This is a genomic window from uncultured Xanthomonas sp., from assembly GCF_964278005.1.
GTDB lineage: Bacteria > Pseudomonadota > Gammaproteobacteria > Xanthomonadales > Xanthomonadaceae > Xanthomonas_A > Xanthomonas_A sontii.
In genome coordinates, this window is the sequence record NZ_CAXYKF010000009.1 from 263,543 (window position 1) to 281,809 (window position 18,267).

The following is an 18,267-nucleotide window of genomic DNA, read 5'->3' on the forward strand; positions in this document are numbered from 1 at the left end:
GGAACTCCTATGGCGTCGCGGCTGTAGGGACTGCGGTCATTCTGACCGATTCAGTGTGTATGGCAGGTGTGACCGCCGCTGTATGCGGGCTTGAGTATGACGCTTCAAGTATGTAAAATTCGTACATACCTTGTGGAGCCAGCCCGATGGAAGCCACTGTCGCCGAACGCGGTCAGATCACCCTGCCGAAGGCCGTGCGCGATGCGCTGGGCCTGAGCAAGGGCACCATCCTGAAGGTGGAACTGGATGGCGGCCGGATCATCCTGCGCAAGAGCGTGGACGATGCCATCTCGCGCGCCCGCGGCCGCTTCAAGCTCGACGGCTTCGCCAGCACCGACGAGGCGATGCGCGCCATCCGCGGCCGTGCCCCGGGCGATCCGTTCGAACCCGAGCCCGACGCCGGCGCATGATCGCCATCGACTCGTCCGTGCTGGTGGACCTGCTGGCCGACGGCCCGCAGGCCGATGCCACCGAAGCCTGCCTGCGCCAGTGCCTGAGCACCGGCCCGGTGGTGGTCTGCGACATCGTCCTGGCCGAGGTCTGCAGCGCGCTGCGCGACGGCGCCGAGGCCTTGTCGGTGCTGGAGGACATGAGCATCCGCTTCAGCGCGCTGGAGGCCAAGTCGGCCTTGCGCGCCGGCGAGATGCAGCGCCGCTTCCGCGCCCGTGGCGGCAAGCGCGAGCGGGTGGTGGCCGATTTCCTGATCGGTGCGCATGCGCTGCTGCAATGCGATGGCCTGATCACCCACGACGACCGTTTTTTCCGCGATTACTTCAAAGGCCTGAAGATCATCGTCCCCAAGCCTGCCGGCTGACGCCGCGCCGCCGCTGCCGCACATCCCCACCGTATTTTTCCGGAGAACCCGCATGTTGGAAGCCTATCGCCACCACGTTGCAGAGCGCGCCGCGCTCGGAATCCCGCCGCTGCCGCTGAGCGCGCAGCAGACCGCGCAGGTCATCGAACTGCTGAAGAACCCGCCGGCCGGCGAGGAGCAGTTCCTGGTCGAGCTGCTGAGCCAGCGCGTGCCGGCCGGCGTCGACGACGCCGCCAAGGTCAAGGCCTCGTACCTGGCCGCGGTCGCCTTCGGCAGCGAGAAGACCCCGCTGATCTCGCCCACCCGCGCCACCGAACTGCTGGGCACCATGCTCGGCGGCTACAACATCCATCCGCTGGTCGAGCTGTTGGACAACGCCGAGCTGGGCGCGGTCGCCGCCGAAGGCCTCAAGCACACGCTGCTGATCTTCGACGCCTTCCACGACGTGCAGGAAAAGGCCGAGGCCGGCAACGCGCACGCCAAGGCCGTGCTGCAGAGCTGGGCCGAGGCTGAGTGGTTCACCAGCAAGCCGGAAGTGCCGCAGAGCCTGACCATCACCGTGTTCAAGGTGCCTGGCGAGACCAACACCGACGACCTGTCGCCGGCGCCGGACGCCACCACCCGCCCGGACATCCCGCTGCACGCGCTGGCGATGCTGAAGAACAAGCGCGACGGCGCCCCGTTCGAGCCGGAAGAAGACGGCAAGCGCGGCCCGATCCAGGCCATCGCCGACCTCAAGGCCAAGGGCCACCTGGTCGCCTACGTCGGCGACGTGGTCGGCACCGGTTCCTCGCGCAAGTCGGCGACCAACTCGGTGCTGTGGTGGACCGGCGAGGACATTCCGTACATCCCCAACAAGCGTTTCGGCGGCGTGTGCCTGGGTTCGAAGATCGCGCCGATCTTCTACAACACCATGGAAGACGCCGGCGCGCTGCCGATCGAGCTGGACGTGTCGCAGATGGAGCACGGCGACGTGGTCGAACTGCGTCCGTACGAGGGCAAGGCGCTGAAGAACGGGCAGGTGATCGCCGAGTTCGCGATGAAGTCGGACGTGCTGTTCGACGAAGTGCGCGCCGGCGGCCGCATCCCGCTGATCGTCGGCCGTGGCCTCACCGCCAAGGCGCGCGAGTTCCTGGGCCTGCCGGCCTCGACCCTGTTCCGCCTGCCGATGGACCCGCCGGACACCGGTAAGGGCTTCTCGCTGGCGCAGAAGATGGTCGGCCGCGCCTGCGGCCTGCCGGAAGGCCAGGGCATGCGCCCGGGCACCTACTGCGAACCGAAGATGACCTCGGTGGGCTCGCAGGACACCACCGGCCCGATGACCCGCGACGAGCTGAAGGACCTGGCCTGCCTGGGCTTCTCCGCCGACCTGGTGATGCAGTCGTTCTGCCACACCGCGGCGTATCCGAAGCCGGTGGACGTCAAGACCCACCACACCCTGCCGGAGTTCATCTCCACCCGCGGCGGCGTGTCGCTGCGTCCGGGCGACGGCGTGATCCACAGCTGGCTCAACCGCATGCTGTTGCCCGACACCGTCGGCACCGGCGGCGATTCGCACACCCGCTTCCCGATCGGCATCTCGTTCCCGGCCGGTTCCGGCCTGGTCGCCTTCGCCGCCGCCACCGGCGTCATGCCGCTGGACATGCCCGAGAGCGTGCTGGTGCGCTTCAAGGGGCAGATGCAGCCGGGCGTGACCCTGCGCGATCTGGTCAACGCGATCCCGCTGTACGCGATCAAGCAGGGCCTGCTGACCGTGGCCAAGCAGGGCAAGAAGAATATCTTCTCCGGCCGCATCCTGGAGATCGAAGGCCTGCCGGAGCTGAAGGTGGAGCAGGCGTTCGAACTGTCCGACGCCTCCGCCGAGCGTTCGGCCGCCGGCTGCACGGTGCGCCTGAACAAGGAGCCGATCGTCGAGTACCTGACCAGCAACATCACCCTGCTGAAGTGGATGATCGCCGAAGGCTATGCCGACGCGCGTTCGCTGGCGCGGAGGATCAAGAAGATGGAGGAGTGGCTGGCCGACCCGCAGCTGCTCGAGCCCGATGCCGACGCCGAGTACGCGGCGGTGATCGAGATCGACCTGGCCGACATCCACGAGCCGATCGTGGCCTGCCCGAACGACCCGGACGACGTGAAGACCCTGTCCGACGTCGCCGGTGCGGCGATCGACGAAGTGTTCATCGGCTCGTGCATGACCAACATCGGTCACTTCCGTGCCGCGGCCAAGCTGCTGGAAGGCAAGCGCGACATCCCGACCCGCCTGTGGGTCGCGCCGCCGACCAAGATGGACGCCTCGGAGCTGACCAAGGAAGGCCACTACGGCACCTTCGGCGCCGCCGGCGCGCGCATGGAAATGCCGGGCTGCTCGCTGTGCATGGGCAACCAGGCGCAGGCGCGCGAGGGCGCCACGGTGTTCTCGACCTCCACCCGCAACTTCCCCAACCGCCTGGGCCGCAACACCAACGTGTACCTGGGCTCGGCGGAACTGGCGGCGATCTGCTCGCGCCTGGGCCGCATCCCGACCAAGGACGAGTACATGGCCGACGTGGGCGTGATCAAGACCAGTGGCGAACAGATCTATCGCTACATGAACTTCGATCAGATCCAGGACTACCAGGACGTGGCCGCCACGGTCGCGGCCTGATCGCCCCGGCGATGCGCTGACGCGACGTGCCGCCCATGCGGCACGGTCGCAACGAAGAAGCCCGGCACTGCCGGGCTTTTTCGTTGGTGGTGCCTGCGCTGCGTACGACGGTGGGCTCGCCGCTTGCCTGCGCTAGGCCTGTGGTGCGGACGCTCGCCCTTGCAGCCAGTGTTCCAGCGCCGCCGCCGGCAGCGCCGGCGCGAACAGGAAGCCCTGCAGCACGCGGCAGCCCAGCCGCGCCAGGAACGCGCGTTGCGCTTCGGTTTCCACGCCCTCGGCGACCGTGTGCATGCCCAGGGTTTCGCCGATCCGCAGGACCGAGGTGGTCAGCGCTCGCGAAGTCTGGCAGTGCTCCAGGTCGCTGACGAAGCTCATGTCCAGCTTGAGCTCGTTGACCGGCAACTGGTGCAGATGGCTGAGGCTGGAATAGCCGGTGCCGAAGTCGTCCAGCGACAGCAGCACGCCGCTGGCCTGCAACTGGCGCAGGTTGGCCAGCACCGCGTTGGTGTTGGAGAGCATGACGCTCTCGGTCATTTCCAGTGCCAGGTCGGACGGTTGCAGGCCGGACGCGGTGAGCAGGCCTTCCACCCGCGTGGGCAATTCGGGGTCGGCGAAGTTGTTCGCCGACAGGTTCACCGCCACGCGCGGCACCGCGATGCCGCGCAGACGCCAGTCGGCCATCTGCCGGCAGGCTTCGCGCAAGACCCACTGCCCGAGCTCGTCGATCAACCCGCATTCTTCGGCCATCGGCACGAACCGCGCCGGCGAGATCGCGCCGAGATTGGGATGTTCCCAGCGCAGCAGCGCCTCCACGCCGTACAGCGCGTGCGGCGCCTGGCTGTCCAGTTGCGGCTGGTAGTGCAGCTGCAGTTTGTTGCGATGCAGGGCGTCGCGCAGCGCGGTCTCCATTGCCACGCGTTCCTGCGCCATGCGGTTCATGTCGGAACTGAAGTAACGCACGCTGTCGCCGCCTTCGTGCTTGGCCCGGAACATGGCCAGGTCGGCATGGCGCAGCAAGGTCTCGATGTCGCGGCCGTCGTCGGGGAACATGGCCACGCCGATGCTGGCGCTGGGGTGCAGGGTCACCTGGCCCACCACCAGCGGCTCGGCCAGAACCAGCAGCAGGCGCTCGGCGACGCCGGCGGCCTGTTCGACGCTGCAGTTCGGCAGCATCAGCACGAACTCGTCGCCGGCCTGGCGGCCGACCAGATCGGTCAGGCCCAGGGTGTCGCCGATGCGCTGGGCGATGTCGCGCAGCAGGCCGTCGCCGGCGGCATGGCCCTGGGTCTCGTTGATGCGCTTGAAGCGGTCGAGGTCCACGAACAGGATCGCCACCGGTGCGCCCTGATGCTCGGCGGCGGCCAGCGCCTGCTCGGCGCGGGCGCTGAACATCACCCGGTTGGGCAGGCCGGTGAGCGAGTCGTAGAAGGCGAGCTGGTGCACGCGTGCCCTGGTCTGCTCGCGTTCCAGCGCCAGGGCGCACAGATGCACGCAGAGCTCGATCAGGCGCAGGTGCCAGGCCAATGGCTCGCGCACCTGCCGATAGCACAGCGCGAAGCTGCCGAGGACGCGACCGCTGCTGGACTTGATCGGGGTGGCCACGCAGGTGCCCAACTGCACATGCTGCACCAGCCCCATGTAGTCGGCGAACAGCGGGTCGGTGTGCGGGTCGAGGACCAGTACCTGCTTGCCGCGCCAGATCGAGGTGGCGAGGGCGCCGGCACGCGGTCCGGCGCGCATGTTGTTCATGGTCTCGCCGAACCGCGCCGGCATGCTCGGCGCCGCCAGCGGCTGCAGGCAGCCGCTGCCGTCGACACTCACGATCGCGGCCATCAGTTCCGGCGCGATGCGCTCGACCTCCTTGCAGATCAGCGTGGCGACCTCGATCAGCGGCTGTTCGCGGACCAGCGCATCCAGCACGTTCTTGTGCAGCACCTCGTGCATCTTGCTCTGGGTGATGTCGGTGAACGAGAGGATGTAGTGCTGTTGGCTGCCATCCTCGCTGGCGATGGGGGTGGCCACCAGGGTGGCCCACAGCGGGGTGCCGTCCTTGCGGTAGGCGAGGATGTCGGTCTGGTGGCCGAAACCGGCGCGCACGCGTTCGCGGGTGTGCTGCACGGTCTGCAGGTCGGTGCCGGGGCCGCTCAGCACGCTGCTGGGCAGGCGTCCCAGCACTTCGCTCTCGGCGTAGCCGAACACCTGGCTGAAGCCGGCGTTGACATAGAGGGTGTTCAATTCCGGATCGCAGACGACGATGGCGTTGTCGCTGGAGTCCAGCGCCAGCGACAGCAGCCGCATCCTGGCGTCGCGAGCGCGCTCGGCGCTGATGTCGCGCACGAACAGCACCTGCAATTGGCTGTAGTGCTGCGGTGCCCGCGCTGCGCTCACCGCCAGCCAGCGCGCTGCGCCATCGTAGTCGCGCAACAGCAGCTCGTAGCTGCCGCTGCCGCCGTCGTGCAGGCAATGCGCGAGGAAGTCGTCGCGCACGTCGGCATCGGCCAACTCGCCGAGCGGCCGCCCCAGCACCTGCGCGCGGGGACGGTTCCACAGCGCCTCGGCGGTGTGGTTGAAGGCAACCACACGCGCCTGCGGATCGACGATCAGCACGCCTTCCGGCGCGTACTGCAGGCAGAGCAGCAGGTCCAGTTCGGAACGGGCCGATGCCACCCGCGCCGCCTCCACGCTGACGTCGCTGGGCACGCTCGACGTTGTGACGCGGCGGCCCGGCATGGTGTCAGCGCGCCTGCACGGACAAGGCGATCAGCCGCTCGGCGATCTTGTCCAGCGGCAAGACCTCCTGCGCCGCGCCCAGGCGGAAGGCGGTGCCGGGCATGCCCCAGACCACGCTGGTGGCCTCGTCCTGGACCAGGGTGCTGGCCCCGGCCTGCAGCATTTCCAGCAGGCCGCGCGCGCCGTCGTCGCCCATGCCGGTGAGGATCGCGCCGATGGCGTTGGCGCCGGCGTTGCGTGCCACCGACTGGAACAGCACGTCCACCGCCGGCTTGTGCCGGTTGACCGGCGGGCCGTCGTCGATCTTGCAGCGCCAGCGCGCACCGTCGCGGATCACCTGCAGGTGCTTGCCGCCGGGCGGCAGGTAGGCGTGGCCGGGCAGGATCGCTTCGCCTTCGGTCGCTTCGCGCACGGCCATGGCCGAGTGCCGGTTGAGGCGGTCGGCGAACGCGGTGCTGAAGCCGGCCGGCAGGTGCTGGGTCATGACCACCGCAGGCGCGTCGGCCGGCATGCCTTCCAGCACCACGCGCAGCGCTTCGGTGCCGCCGGCGGAGGCGCCGATGGCGATCAGCCGGTCGGTGGTGCGGAACTTCAGCGAGGACACCGCGGCGGGCGTGGCGGTGGCGCCGGCCGGTTTCGGCGCGGCCGGCCGGTCCAGGGCGCGGACCTTGGCCTTGGACGCGTTCTTGACCTTGGCGATGATCTCTTCGGCGTACTCCTCCAGCCCGCGGGCCACGTCGAGCTTGGGCTTGGAGACGAAGTCGACCGCGCCCAGCGACAGCGCCTGCAAGGTGGTGTCGGCGCCGCGCTCGGTCAGCGAGGAAATCATCACCACCGGCGTGGGCCGCAGCCGCATCAGGTTTTCCAGGAACGCCAGCCCGTCCATGCGCGGCATTTCCACGTCCAGGGTGATCACGTCCGGATTCAGACGCTTGATCTTCTCGCGCGCCAGCAGCGGGTCGGCGGCCGAGCCGACCACTTCCACGCCGGGCGCGCCCGACAGGATTTCGGTAAGGATCTGTCGCACGACCGCCGAGTCGTCGACGATCAGCACGCGGCAAGGGGCTTCCAGGCTCATTCGAACAACTCCACGGCACCGGTGACGGGGGCTTTGGCGAGACGGGCGCGCACCGCCGACTCGGCCGCGGCGATTTCGGCTTCCTCGTGCGCGTGCGGCAGGCGCTGCACGACCACGCGGCCGGTAGCGGGGAAGAACCAGATCTTGCGCGGATGGATGCCGCGCAGATCCTCGGCCACCACCGGGATATGTTCGGCCTTGAGGTAGTTCAGCACGAAGTCGGCGTTGCGCGTGCCGACCGGATTGTTGGTGAAGCCCTTGAGCACGTTGCCGCCGCCGAACACCTTGGCTTCCAGGCGGTTGCGTGCGGCGCCGCGCTTGAGCAGGTCGTTGATCAGCACTTCCATCGCATAGCTGCCGTAGCGGGCCGGCGCGCCGTCGCCGCTCTGGCCGTCGGGCAGCATGAAGTGGTTCATGCCGCCGATCTTCAGCAGCGGGTCGCGGATGCAGGCGGCCACGCACGAACCCAGGATGGTGGTCAGCGCGGTGTCGTCGTCCACCACCAGGTACTGGGTCGGCAACAGCTTGGCCGCCATCGTCTGGAAGCGCGTGTCGTGATAGCGCATCACCTGGTCCAGGGCCATGGCCGCGGCGCTCATGCGCGATCCTTCTGCGCCCGGCGATACAGCGTGCGGCCGCAGGGCTGGATCAGGTCGGCCGCATGCAGATAGTTTTCCGAATGGCCGGTGTAGAGCATGCCGTCGTCGTCCAGGTGCGGAATCAGCCGCGACAGGATGCCGCGCTGGGTGGGCTTGTCGAAATAGATCATCACGTTGCGGCAGAACAGCGCCAGGTACGGGCCGGCCACGTCGTAGCGCGGTTCCAGCAGGTTGAGCTGGCGGAACTCGAGCAGGTCGCGCAGCGCCGGCAGCACCCGGCACTGGCCTTCGTTGGCGCCGCTGCCGCGCTGGAAATACTTGCGCTTGAGGGCGGGATCGAGGCTGGCGACGCGTTCCAGCGCGTACACGCCGCGCGAGGCGGTGGCCAGCACCTGGGTGTCGACGTCGGTGGCCAGGATCCGCACCGGCGGGGTCAGCGTGCCGAACGCCTCGCAGGCGGTGATCGCCAGCGAGTAGGGCTCCTCACCGGTGGACGAGGCGCAGGACCAGATCTTCAGCGGCGCCGCGCCGGAGTGCTTCTGCAACTCTTCGCGCAGCCGCTCGAAATGGTGCGGCTCGCGGAAGAACGAGGTCAGGTTGGTGGTCAGCGCATTGGTGAACGCCTCCCATTCGTCGCCGCCGTCGCGCTCCAGCCAGTCTAGGTAGTCGCGGAACGAGCGCAGGCCCAGCACGCGCAGGCGCCGCGACAGCCGGCCGTAGACCATGTCGCGCTTGGCCGGGGCCAGGGCGATGCCGGCCTTCTGGTAGATCAGGTCGCAGACCCGCTTGAAATCGCGGTCGCTGAAGTCGAAGTCGCGATTGTCGGAACCGGAGGAGGGCGAAGCGGGAGTCTGGATGGCCATGGTGCGCAGCGATGGTCGGTCAATCGGGTTATCGGCCGGGAACGGACGAAATTGACAGCCGGCAGTCAGGAAAGACCGCCGGCGGTGGCGTGCGGGCTCAGAACTCCTGCCACTGGGCCTCGCTGGCGGCGGCGCTGGCGGGGCGCGGGCGCGCCGCCGCTCGGGGCCTGGCGCGGGCCGGGGCTGGCGCGGCTTGCGCAATCGGCGCGTTGGCGGCCACGCCTTGGTAGGTGTCCAGCTTGAAAGCGGCGATGGCCGCGCCCAACTGGCCGGCCTGTTCCTCCATCGAGCGCGCCGCGGCGGTGGCTTCTTCCACCAGCGCGGCGTTCTGCTGGGTGCTCTCGTCCATCTGCACCACGGTCTGGTTGACCTGCTCGATGCCGGCGGACTGCTCCTGCGAGGCGGCGGCGATTTCGCCCATGATGTCGGTGACGCGGCGCACCGAGGTCACGATCTCGCTCATGGTGCGGCCGGCCTGGTCGACCAGGGCCGAGCCTTCGGCGACGCGGCCGACCGACTCGTCGATCAGCGTCTTGATCTCCTTGGCGGCATTGGCCGAACGCTGGGCGAGGGTGCGCACCTCGGTGGCGACCACGGCGAAGCCGCGGCCCTGATCGCCGGCGCGCGCGGCCTCGACGGCGGCGTTGAGTGCCAGGATGTTGGTCTGGAAGGCGATGCCGTCGATGACGCTGATGATGTCGGCGATCTTCTTCGACGAGGCCTCGATCCCGTTCATGGTGGTGACCACGTGGCCGACCACGTCGCCGCCCTGCGAGGCCACCGCGGCGGCACCGGCCGCAAGCTGGTTGGCCTGGCGTGCGTACTCGGCGTTCTGCTTGACCGTGGAGGTCAGCTCTTCCATCGAGGCGGCGGTGCGCTCCAGGCTGGCCGCCTGCTGTTCGGTGCGGCGCGACAGGTCGCCGTTGCCGCTGGCGATCTCGGTGGAGGCGACATTGATGTTGGCGGCCGCGGCATGGATGCGGCCGACGATCGCCGCCAGCTGTGCGGCAGTGGCGTTGGCGTCGTCGCGCATGCGACCGAACACGCCATGGAACTCGCCGTGCATGCGCGCGGTCAGGTCGCCGGCGGCGATGGCCCGCAGCAGCGTGGACAGCTCGCCCAGGTTGCGGTCGCTGACCTCCATCATCGCGTTGAGATCCTGCACCATCACCCGGAACCCGTACTGGAAACGTTCCGGGTCGCCGCGCGTGCCGAAGGCGCCGGCCGCGGCCGCCTCCGCCAGCTGCTTGATCTGCTCGCTCATCGCGGTCAGGTTCTGCTTGGCCATGTCCATGGTTTCGGTGAGCACGGCCTTCTCGCCGGGCAGGCGGTCCATGTCTTCGGACAGGTCGCCGATCGCATAGCGCTGGATGATCTGCAGCAGTCGCATCTTCACTGCGATGTGCGAGGCCACCAGTTCGTTGGTGCCCTTGACCATCTGCCCGTACTCGCCGGGGAAGGCGTTCTCGTCCATGCGGTAGCTGATGGTGCCGCACGCGTGCTGCCGGGCCATCTCGTCCTGGGCGCGGATCACGCTGTGGACGCGCGAGCGCATGATCAGCATGTCGTCCATCAGCTCGCCGATCTCGTCCTTGCCGTGCGGATAGGTGGCGCCCTCCAGTTCGCCGCGCGCCACCGCCTGCGACAGGCGCTTGGCCGCGTGCAGTTGGCGCGCCATCCCGCGCGCGATCAGCCAGGCGGTGACGCTGGCGAACAGCACGGCCAGCCCGAGCAGCGTCACGATCAGGGTCTTGGTGTTGGCCAGCTGGCTGTCGGCGCGCTCCATCTCCCGGTTCAGTTCGGCGACGTTGTACTGGGTCAGCGCCACGATGCGCTCGAACAGGGTCCGGCGCAGCGTCCGCGACTGGGTGTCGGAGATCTTCTGTGCGCCTGCCACGTCGCCGGCGCGCAGCGCCGCACCCATCTCGGTGTTGGCCTGCAGGTAGGCCTTCAGCGTCTCCTGCACGCCGGCGTACATCTGCACCTGCTTCTGGTCTCGCATCATCGCGGCGATGACCTGCTGGTTCTTCGCCACCTCCGTGCGCACCTTCTGCATGCGCTTGAAGTAGTCGGCCTGGGCCTGGGGATCGCCGGCGCGCGACAGTTGCGCCAGTTCGTAGGTACGGAATTCGCCCAGTTGCGCGCGCACCTCGGCCAGTGCCTGGGTCGCCGGCACCCAATCGTGCTGGATGTGCTTGAGCTCGGCGATGGACAGGCTGGTCCGGGAGTAGGTAAAGCCCCCCAGCACGACCGTCAGCAGCGTGGTCACGGCGAAGGCGAAGATCAGCTTGTCGCGGATTTTCAGGTGCGCAAGTACGTTCATGGGCATTCCATGTGCAGCAGCGGTTGAAAAAAGCAGGGCGGCCGGCGGTCAGCCGGCGAAGACGAAGCGGGGCGAGGGCAGCGCCGCGCCAGTGGCGGCGCGCGCAGGCGGGCGGGAACCCATGCCGAACAGGGGCGCGCGTGCGGCGCCGCGGCGCCGCGACGGGAGGGTGGACGATGGCGGATGTCGGCGGCTGGGCATCACGTGCTCCCTGAACGGTCGCGGTGGTGATCCGGCGGTGACATGCGCGGACCACGAAGCGTGATCCTGATATCGACTAGCGCGGCGATAGCTTGAACCGTGCCGTGGTGCGAATCGGCGTGTCGTGCGTGATTGTTTCTATCGCAACGGCATGTCCGCTCAATCGGCCTCGATGGTCGGGGCTGCCGTGCGCACCAGCCGCAGCGGCGCCTGCCGTGCCGCACCGCGTGCCGGGGCCGCGGGCGTGGGGCCTGCGCCGCCGTGCGCGCCGGCCTGCGCCGGGTCCAGCCGGAACACCGCCGCCGCCTCGCCGAGCCGGCGGCCCTGGTCTTCCAGCGCCCGCGCCGAGGCGCTGGCTTCCTCGACCACGGCGACGTTCTGCTGGATCGCCTGGTCCATCTGCGCCACGGTGCGGCTGACCTGCTCGATGCCCATCGACTGTTCCTGCGAGGCCGCGGCGATCTCGCCGATGATGTCGGTCACCCGCTGCACCGAGGCGACGATCTCCTGCATGGTGCGACCGGCCTGGTCGACCAGGGCCGAACCTTCGCTCACGCGGCCGACCGAGTCGTCGATCAGCGTCTTGATCTCCTTGGCGGCGTTGGCCGAGCGCTGGGCGAGGGTGCGCACCTCGGTGGCGACCACCGCGAAGCCGCGGCCCTGTTCGCCGGCGCGAGCCGCTTCCACCGCCGCATTCAAGGCCAGGATGTTGGTCTGGAAGGCGATGCCGTCGATCACGCCGATGATGTCGGCGATCTTCTTCGACGAGGCCTCGATGCCGTTCATGGTGGTGACCACCTGGCCGACCACCTGGCCGCCCTGCGAGGCCACCGCGGCCGCGCCGGTGGCGAGCTGGTTGGCCTGGCGGGCGTGCTCGGCGTTCTGCTTGACCGTGGAGGTCAGCTCCTCCATCGAGGCCGCGGTCTCTTCCAGGTTGGCCGCCTGTTGTTCGGTGCGGCGCGACAGGTCGTCGTTGCCGGCGGCCAGTTCGGTGGTGGCGCCGTGGATGCTGCGCGCCGCGGTCTGGATGCGGCCGACGATGTCGGCGAGCTGGTCGGCGGTGGTATTGGCATCCTCGCGCATCCTTGCGAACACGCCGTGGAAGTCGCCGTGCATGCGCGCGCTCAGGTCGCCGGCGGCGATGGCCTGCAGCAGGGTCGACAGCTTGCCCAGGTTGCGGTCGCTGACCTCCATCATCGCGTTGAGGTCCTGCACCATCAGCCGGAAGTCGTGCTGGAACCGGCCGGCGTCGCCGCGCACGCTGAAGTCGCCGGCGGCGGCTGCAGCGGCCAGGCGCTTGATCTCGGTGTTGATCGCCAGCAGGCTGGCCTTGGCCGCGTCCATCGATTCGTGCAGCACCGCGCGGCTGCCGGGCAGGCGGCGTGCGTCGCGATGCAGGTCGCCGTTGGCGTACTCGTTGAGCACCGCGATGGCGTCGACGATCGCGTCCAGGTGCTCGAACATCATGCGGTTGATGCTGGCAGCCAGGTCGCCGTACACGCCGGGGAAATCCTCCGGCATGCGGTGGGACATGTCCTTGTCGGCGTGCAGCACTGCCATCCGTGCGGTCTCGCTGGAAAAGCGCTCCAGCATCCGGATCATTTCGCCGGTGGCGCGCAGCATCTCGCCGGTCTCGTCGCGGCCGGGATTGTCGATGCGCACGCTGAGGTCGCCGCGCGACACCGCGCGGATCGCCTCCAGGCTGCGCGATACCGGTCGCAGCACCGAACTGCCGATCAGCCAGTTGATGCCGAAGGTGAGCAGCACCAGCACGCCGCCGGCCAGGGTCATCACGCCCGTGAAGACCAGCGCCTGCCCCTGCACGTCGTCCATGTACACGCCGGTGCCGATCACCCAGTGCCAGGGCGCGAATGCGGCGTTGTAGGAGACCTTCTCCACCGGCGTGGCGTTGCCGGGCTTGGGCCACAGGTAGTCGACATAGCCGCCGCCGGCCTCGGCCACGTTCACGAATTCGCGGAAGATCGGCTTGCCGTCGGCGCTGAGCACCTGGCCGATGTCCTTGCCGACCAGGTCGTGGCGGGTAGGGTGCATCAGCATGGTCGGGTGCAGGTCGTGCACGTAGAAGTAGTCCACGCCGTCGCGGGCGCGCATCGATTCCAGGGTGCGCAGGGCGGTGCGCTGCGCCTCGGCCAGCGGCATGCTGCCCTTGTCCACCTCGGCCGCATAGGCGCGCACCACGCCCAGCGCCAGCTCGATCTGGCTCTTCAGTGCCTGCTCGCGCGTGTTGCGGATGTCCAGGTACTGCATGCGCGCGGCAATCACCGCCAGCAGGACGATGCCTGCACCCAGCAACAAGGTCTGCCAGAGGAACTTGCGGCGCAGCGGCAGATCCGAGAGGCGGGTGAGCAACGAGCGAGACGACATCGACCTGATCCTTGGAAAGGTTCCCAAAGGTTTAACGGCTCCGGGAACGGGGAAATTGAGGGTGCGGCGCGACCGATCCGTAGACAATCCTCGCGCTGGCGCGGCGGTCAAAAAAATCCCCGGCGCGCAGGCCGGGGATGGGGGGATGCAGCGACAGGCCGGGCCTGTCTCAGAACTCCTGCCAGTCCGAATCGGCCAGGGCCGGCTCGACCTTGCGGGCACGCACCGCCGCCGGCTTGGCGGCGGCGACGGCCGCAGGCTTCTTCGCCGGCGCTGCCGGCCGCGGCGCGGACACGGCCTGCGGCGCGTGGACCGCGCTGGCCTGCGCCGACTGCTCGACGCGGAAGATCGACACGGCCTCGATCAGCTGGCCGGCCTGTTCTTCCATCGAACGCGCGGCGGCGGTGGCTTCTTCGACCAGCGCGGCGTTCTGCTGGGTGGTCTCGTCCATCTGGGTGACGGTCTGGTTGACCTGCTCGATGCCTGCCGACTGCTCCTGCGAGGCGGCGGCGATCTCGCCCATGATGTCGGTGACGCGCTGCACCGAAGCGACGATTTCGGTCATGGTCTGGCCGGCCTGGCGCACCAGGGTCGAGCCGTTGGCCACCTGGCTCACCGAGGCGTCGATCAGGCCCTTGATCTCCTTGGCGGCGTTGGCCGAGCGCTGGGCGAGGGTGCGCACTTCGCTGGCGACCACCGCGAAGCCGCGGCCCTGTTCGCCGGCACGTGCGGCTTCCACCGCGGCGTTGAGCGCCAGGATGTTGGTCTGGAAGGCGATGCCGTCGATGACGCTGATGATGTCGGCGATCTTCTTCGAGGACGCCTCGATCCCGCTCATGGTCTGCACCACCTGGCCGACCACGTTGCCGCCCTGCGAGGCGACCGTGGCGGCGCCGCCGGCCAACTGGTTGGCCTGGCGCGCGTGCTCGGCGTTCTGGCGCACGGTGGAGGTCAGTTCCTCCATCGAGGCGGCGGTCTCTTCCAGATTCGCCGCCTGCTGCTCGGTGCGGCGCGACAGGTCGTCGTTGCCGGCGGCGATCTCGCCGGCGGCGGCATTGATCGCGTTCGCCGCCTGCTGGATGCGGCCGACGATGGCCGCCAGCTGCTCGGCGGTGGCGTTGGCGTCGTCGCGCATGGTCGCGAACACGCCCTGGAAATCGCCATGCATGCGCGCGGTGAGGTCGCCCTGCGACAGCGCGGTCAGCAGCCTGGACACTTGGCCGATGCTGTCGCCGTTGGCCTGCAGCAGGCCATTGAGCTGCTGCGCCAGCTGCAGGAAGAAGCCGTGCTTGCCTTCGATGCCGACGCGCCCGCTGAGGTCGCCCGCGGCGGCCTCGCGCACGATCTTGGCTACTTCCTGCTCGACCTGCGCTTCCAGGGTGCGGTCGCGCGATTCGCAGACAAAGCCGATGTGCGCGCCGTGCTGGTCGCGGATGGCGGTGATGGTCTGGGCGACGCGCGCGTCGACGTAGGCCATCTCGCGTTCCATCACCCCCTTCTTTTCCAGTTCCGCCAGGGTCTTGGGATCGTGCTGGTTGCCGTACTCCAGCACCGTCACCGGCGAGCCGACCAGCGGCAGGCTCGAATCGAAGGCCGGTGCCACCGAGTGGATCTGCTCGGCGTACTTGTCGGTGAGGCCCTGCATCGACGGGTTGGCGTAGACGATGTTGTAGTCCAGATCGACGATGAACATGCCGGTCGAGGAGTTGTCCAGCGCGGTGCGGATGCGCAGGTTCTCGGCGGCGACCGCGGCGTCGCGCTCGATGCGCCCGCGCAGGTCCTGCTGCATGCGCTTGAGCGCCTGCATCAGCTCGCCGATCTCGTCCTTGCTGTTGGCGTCGATATGTCCGTCGAGCTTGCCGGCGGCGACGTCGCTGGCCACCTTGACCGCATCGCGCACGCTGTTGGCAAGCATCCGCCCGAACAGGAAGGCCAGACCGACCGCTGCGCCAAGGCCGATCAGCAGGCAGATCAGCAGGGTTGCCGAGGCGTTGCGATAGGTGCCGCTGGCGGCGTCGGCCGCGGCCTTGGCCTGGCGATCGTTCTCGGCGATCAGGGCGACGACGTCGTCCACCACCTTGTTGTGCAGGGTGCGGGTCTCGCCGGTGAAGGTATCGATGGCGTCGTCGTGCAGGTCGAGCTGCAGCATTTCGTCGACGGACTGGTAGGAGGCGCTGGCCTTCTTCCAGTCGGCGACCAGACGGTCGTAGATGGTCTTTTCCTGCGGGCTGCCGATCTTGGGCGGATATTGGGCCAGGATCTGGTCCATCTGCTTCTTCAGCGCAACCTTGCGCGCGGCCGATTCCTTCTTCAGCGCATCGCTGCTGCGGATCAGGCTCTGGTAGGCCGCGTTGCGGTACTCGCCGAGGATGCCGCGCATTTCGCCGCCGGTGCGCACGCTCGGCACCACCTGCGACGACACATTCTTGGTCACGCCATCGAGCGAGTTAAGACCGCGGTAGGCGGCCACGCCCTGGATCAGCATCAACGCCAGCACGACGCCGAACGCCAGCATCAGTTTGGGCATCACCTTCAGATCTTTAATCCACTGCATGAGCGCGTTTCCCATAATTCGGAGGGGGCGACAAGGGGCAAAAAACGGCAAACGCCGCCGCGCCGGACCGTGTGCACGGGTCCAGCACGGCGGCGCTGAGGCTTACTTGATGGTGGCCAGCTTCAGGCTGGACGGCGCGCTGACCTGGATTTCGGCACGCGAGCTGTCCCGCTCGATCTTGCCGATCACGCACACGTCCTTGCCTTCCAGGGTTTCCGGGGCGAAGCCGAACTTGCTGCGGTCGGCGCCGGCGATGCGGGCGGAGAAGGTGTGGCGCGGGAACATGCCGCCCATGTACAGGAAGGTCGGCTCGCCTTCGGAATTCTGCGCGTACTTGGCTTTCTCGACCTTGCCGCAGACCATGCCGTCCTTGCCGACGAAACGGGTGGCCATCTCCGGCGGGATCATCTGCTGGGACTGGGCGAAGGTGCTGGGGCTGGCGGCGAGCAGCAGGACCAGCAGCATGGGAAAGCTCGGTTTCATGGAACGACTCCTTGGGGACGGGGGCTGAAGTGAGGGCCGTGTGATGCCGGCCACTCTTCAGCTATCGGCGTGAAACCGGTTAACTTGATTCGCCCAAGTGATAAACAGTTCGCATTTCAAATAAAAACCCGCCTTGCGGCGGGTTTCGTCTACAGCCGGGCGGCCGCCGCAGCGGCCGGGGGTCAGGCGGCTTCGTCGACGTGGGCGTGCTGCTGGCCGAACTCGGCGCTGTCGAGCAGGGTCTCGATATCCAGCAGGATCAACATCTTGTCGTCCTGGGTGCCGATGCCCGAGATGAAACGGGTGTCGACCGCGGCGCCGAACTCGGGGGTCGGGCGGATCTGCTCTTCGTTCAGCGGGATCACGTCGGAGACGCTGTCCACCACGATGCCGACCACGCGGTTCTCGACGTTGAGCACGATCATCACGGTGAAGGCGTCGTAGCGCGCTTCCTTCAGGCGCAGCTTCAGGCGCAGGTCGATCACCGGGACGATGGTGCCGCGCAGGTTGATCACGCCCTTGATGTACTCGGGGGCGTCCGGGACCCGGGTGACCGAGTCGTAGCCACGGATTTCCTGCACCTTGAGGATATCCACGCCGTAGTGTTCTTCGCCGAGGGTGAAGCTGAGGAATTCGCCGCCGGTGGCGTCGGAATTGGAGGTGGTCTTGTCGTTCATCGTGTGCTCCTGGTGCGCACGGGATTGCGGGTGGTGGCGTGGGTGGGAAAGCGCGACTCTGATGCTAGATCGGCGCGGCCACGGCGAACTTTAGACCGGGATCGGCCGGCCGCTTGCGGCGTTCAGGAAAGCACGCCGCTCTTGCGGGCGCTGCGCTGGCGCTCGATGCGGAACACGTAGCGCTGGATCGCCGCATCGGCACCGCGCGGCAGGTCCTGGAAGCGCATGCCCACGCGCAGGGTGTCCTGGCCGTTGGCGAGCTTGGAGACATACATGTTGCAGACCTGCAGGGTCAGCCGGATGGCGTCGGCATCGGGCAGCTGCAGCACGCAGTTCGGATAGCTCTGCTGCAGCTGCGGCATCGGCTGGCCCTGTACCAGCGCCACCGCCAGGCCGCCGCCGCTGATGTCCACCACGCGCAGTTTCAGTTCGACCTGGCCGGCATCGTCGTCGATGCGCAGCACGCACAACGGCGAATCGGTGATCGGGGTCTCCAGGCGGAAATGTTCGCGCCGCTGCAGGTAGTAGAGCGATTCCGGCAGCGGGGCACGCAGGCCCGGCTGGCCGTTGTCGTCGGTGCGCTGCGGGCTTTCGATGCGGAAACGCACCCGCACCTTGTCCAGCTGGGCGAAGCACAGCAGGTACTCGGCCTGCTCGGCGGCGCGGTTGGAGGCCTCGTTGACGCTCAGGTCCAACAGCACGCTGTCCTCGTCCAGGTCCAGCAACGCGGTCGAGAAGGCCTGGTCGCGACCGCCCACGTGCGCGCTGACCTGCGAACGCTGCTGGATCAGCGACTGCAGCAACTGGCGGATCTGTCGCGGCTTGGTCAGCAGGAAACGGTCGTCCTCCACTTCTTCTTCCGGCGAAGTCGGGACAGGGGAGTCGCTGGGAGTGCCTTCGGCCATGGTGGAGAGTG

The 18,267-nt window shown here is 68.2% G+C and carries 13 protein-coding genes; 3 read left to right on the forward strand and 10 right to left on the reverse strand.

Annotation, left to right across the window (positions count from 1 at the left end; all coding sequences use genetic code 11):
* The first annotated feature begins 146 nt into the window (after positions 1–146).
* From ACHWVH_RS06805 to acnB, 3 genes are read left to right on the forward strand one after another with little or no spacing between them, the layout of a single operon-like run.
* The gene (locus tag ACHWVH_RS06805) at positions 147–410 is read left to right on the forward strand and encodes an AbrB/MazE/SpoVT family DNA-binding domain-containing protein (protein ID WP_010343322.1); all 264 of its coding nucleotides are present in this window, start codon (positions 147–149) and stop codon (positions 408–410) included.
* A complete protein-coding gene (locus tag ACHWVH_RS06810; protein WP_017908728.1) occupies positions 407–814 on the forward strand; it encodes a type II toxin-antitoxin system VapC family toxin in 408 nt (135 codons plus the stop codon). Before ACHWVH_RS06805 ends, ACHWVH_RS06810 begins: the two co-directional genes overlap by 4 nt.
* 52 nt (positions 815–866) lie before the next feature.
* On the forward strand, positions 867–3,458 hold the full coding sequence (gene acnB, locus ACHWVH_RS06815; RefSeq protein ID WP_152245898.1) for a bifunctional aconitate hydratase 2/2-methylisocitrate dehydratase: 2,592 nt from the start codon (positions 867–869) through the stop codon (positions 3,456–3,458).
* Between the two features lie 132 nt (positions 3,459–3,590).
* On the opposite strand, the gene ACHWVH_RS06820 is transcribed toward acnB, so the two are convergent.
* The 10 genes from ACHWVH_RS06820 to ACHWVH_RS06865 form a co-directional block, all read right to left on the reverse strand.
* On the reverse strand, positions 3,591–6,188 hold the full coding sequence (locus tag ACHWVH_RS06820) for an EAL domain-containing protein (protein WP_394686865.1): 2,598 nt from the start codon (positions 6,186–6,188) through the stop codon (positions 3,591–3,593).
* Positions 6,189–6,192: 4 nt separating this feature from the next.
* Positions 6,193–7,266 (reverse strand): chemotaxis response regulator protein-glutamate methylesterase, encoded by a 1,074-nt coding sequence (locus ACHWVH_RS06825; RefSeq protein WP_026143996.1) that lies wholly within the window; start codon positions 7,264–7,266, stop codon positions 6,193–6,195.
* Positions 7,263–7,865: a chemoreceptor glutamine deamidase CheD gene (gene cheD / locus ACHWVH_RS06830; RefSeq protein WP_017908723.1), complete on the reverse strand. Its 603-nt coding sequence runs from the start codon at positions 7,863–7,865 to the stop codon at positions 7,263–7,265. The genes ACHWVH_RS06825 and cheD overlap by 4 nt, the downstream gene beginning before the upstream one ends.
* Positions 7,862–8,728, reverse strand: coding sequence for a CheR family methyltransferase (locus ACHWVH_RS06835; protein ID WP_017917563.1), 867 nt, complete (start codon positions 8,726–8,728; stop codon positions 7,862–7,864). Before ACHWVH_RS06835 ends, cheD begins: the two co-directional genes overlap by 4 nt.
* A 97-nt stretch (positions 8,729–8,825) precedes the next feature.
* Positions 8,826–11,051, reverse strand: coding sequence for a methyl-accepting chemotaxis protein (locus ACHWVH_RS06840; RefSeq protein WP_295923910.1), 2,226 nt, complete (start codon positions 11,049–11,051; stop codon positions 8,826–8,828).
* A gap of 360 nt (positions 11,052–11,411) precedes the next feature.
* Complete coding sequence (locus ACHWVH_RS06845) at positions 11,412–13,637, reverse strand: methyl-accepting chemotaxis protein (RefSeq protein WP_394686866.1); 2,226 nt, start codon at positions 13,635–13,637, stop codon at positions 11,412–11,414.
* A 169-nt stretch (positions 13,638–13,806) separates the two neighbouring features.
* Positions 13,807–16,191: a methyl-accepting chemotaxis protein gene (locus ACHWVH_RS06850; protein ID WP_267101352.1), complete on the reverse strand. Its 2,385-nt coding sequence runs from the start codon at positions 16,189–16,191 to the stop codon at positions 13,807–13,809.
* Between the two features lie 102 nt (positions 16,192–16,293).
* Positions 16,294–16,674 (reverse strand): hypothetical protein, encoded by a 381-nt coding sequence (locus ACHWVH_RS06855; protein ID WP_026143867.1) that lies wholly within the window; start codon positions 16,672–16,674, stop codon positions 16,294–16,296.
* A gap of 182 nt (positions 16,675–16,856) precedes the next feature.
* A complete protein-coding gene (locus tag ACHWVH_RS06860) occupies positions 16,857–17,351 on the reverse strand; it encodes a chemotaxis protein CheW (protein WP_017910573.1) in 495 nt (164 codons plus the stop codon).
* Between the two features lie 122 nt (positions 17,352–17,473).
* Positions 17,474–18,256 (reverse strand): flagellar brake protein, encoded by a 783-nt coding sequence (locus ACHWVH_RS06865; protein WP_026144691.1) that lies wholly within the window; start codon positions 18,254–18,256, stop codon positions 17,474–17,476.
* Positions 18,257–18,267: the final 11 nt, after the last annotated feature.

Coding starts and splice junctions, on each gene's coding strand:
- ACHWVH_RS06805 (WP_010343322.1), top strand. CDS start 147: ATGGAAGCCACTGTCGCCGAACGCGGTCAGATCACCCTGCCGAAGGCC.
- ACHWVH_RS06810 (WP_017908728.1), top strand. CDS start 407: ATGATCGCCATCGACTCGTCCGTGCTGGTGGACCTGCTGGCCGACGGC.
- acnB (WP_152245898.1), top strand. CDS start 867: ATGTTGGAAGCCTATCGCCACCACGTTGCAGAGCGCGCCGCGCTCGGA.
- ACHWVH_RS06820 (WP_394686865.1), bottom strand. CDS start 6,188: ATGCCGGGCCGCCGCGTCACAACGTCGAGCGTGCCCAGCGACGTCAGC.
- ACHWVH_RS06825 (WP_026143996.1), bottom strand. CDS start 7,266: ATGAGCCTGGAAGCCCCTTGCCGCGTGCTGATCGTCGACGACTCGGCG.
- cheD (WP_017908723.1), bottom strand. CDS start 7,865: ATGAGCGCCGCGGCCATGGCCCTGGACCAGGTGATGCGCTATCACGAC.
- ACHWVH_RS06835 (WP_017917563.1), bottom strand. CDS start 8,728: ATGGCCATCCAGACTCCCGCTTCGCCCTCCTCCGGTTCCGACAATCGC.
- ACHWVH_RS06840 (WP_295923910.1), bottom strand. CDS start 11,051: ATGAACGTACTTGCGCACCTGAAAATCCGCGACAAGCTGATCTTCGCC.
- ACHWVH_RS06845 (WP_394686866.1), bottom strand. CDS start 13,637: ATGTCGTCTCGCTCGTTGCTCACCCGCCTCTCGGATCTGCCGCTGCGC.
- ACHWVH_RS06850 (WP_267101352.1), bottom strand. CDS start 16,191: ATGCAGTGGATTAAAGATCTGAAGGTGATGCCCAAACTGATGCTGGCG.
- ACHWVH_RS06855 (WP_026143867.1), bottom strand. CDS start 16,674: ATGAAACCGAGCTTTCCCATGCTGCTGGTCCTGCTGCTCGCCGCCAGC.
- ACHWVH_RS06860 (WP_017910573.1), bottom strand. CDS start 17,351: ATGAACGACAAGACCACCTCCAATTCCGACGCCACCGGCGGCGAATTC.
- ACHWVH_RS06865 (WP_026144691.1), bottom strand. CDS start 18,256: ATGGCCGAAGGCACTCCCAGCGACTCCCCTGTCCCGACTTCGCCGGAA.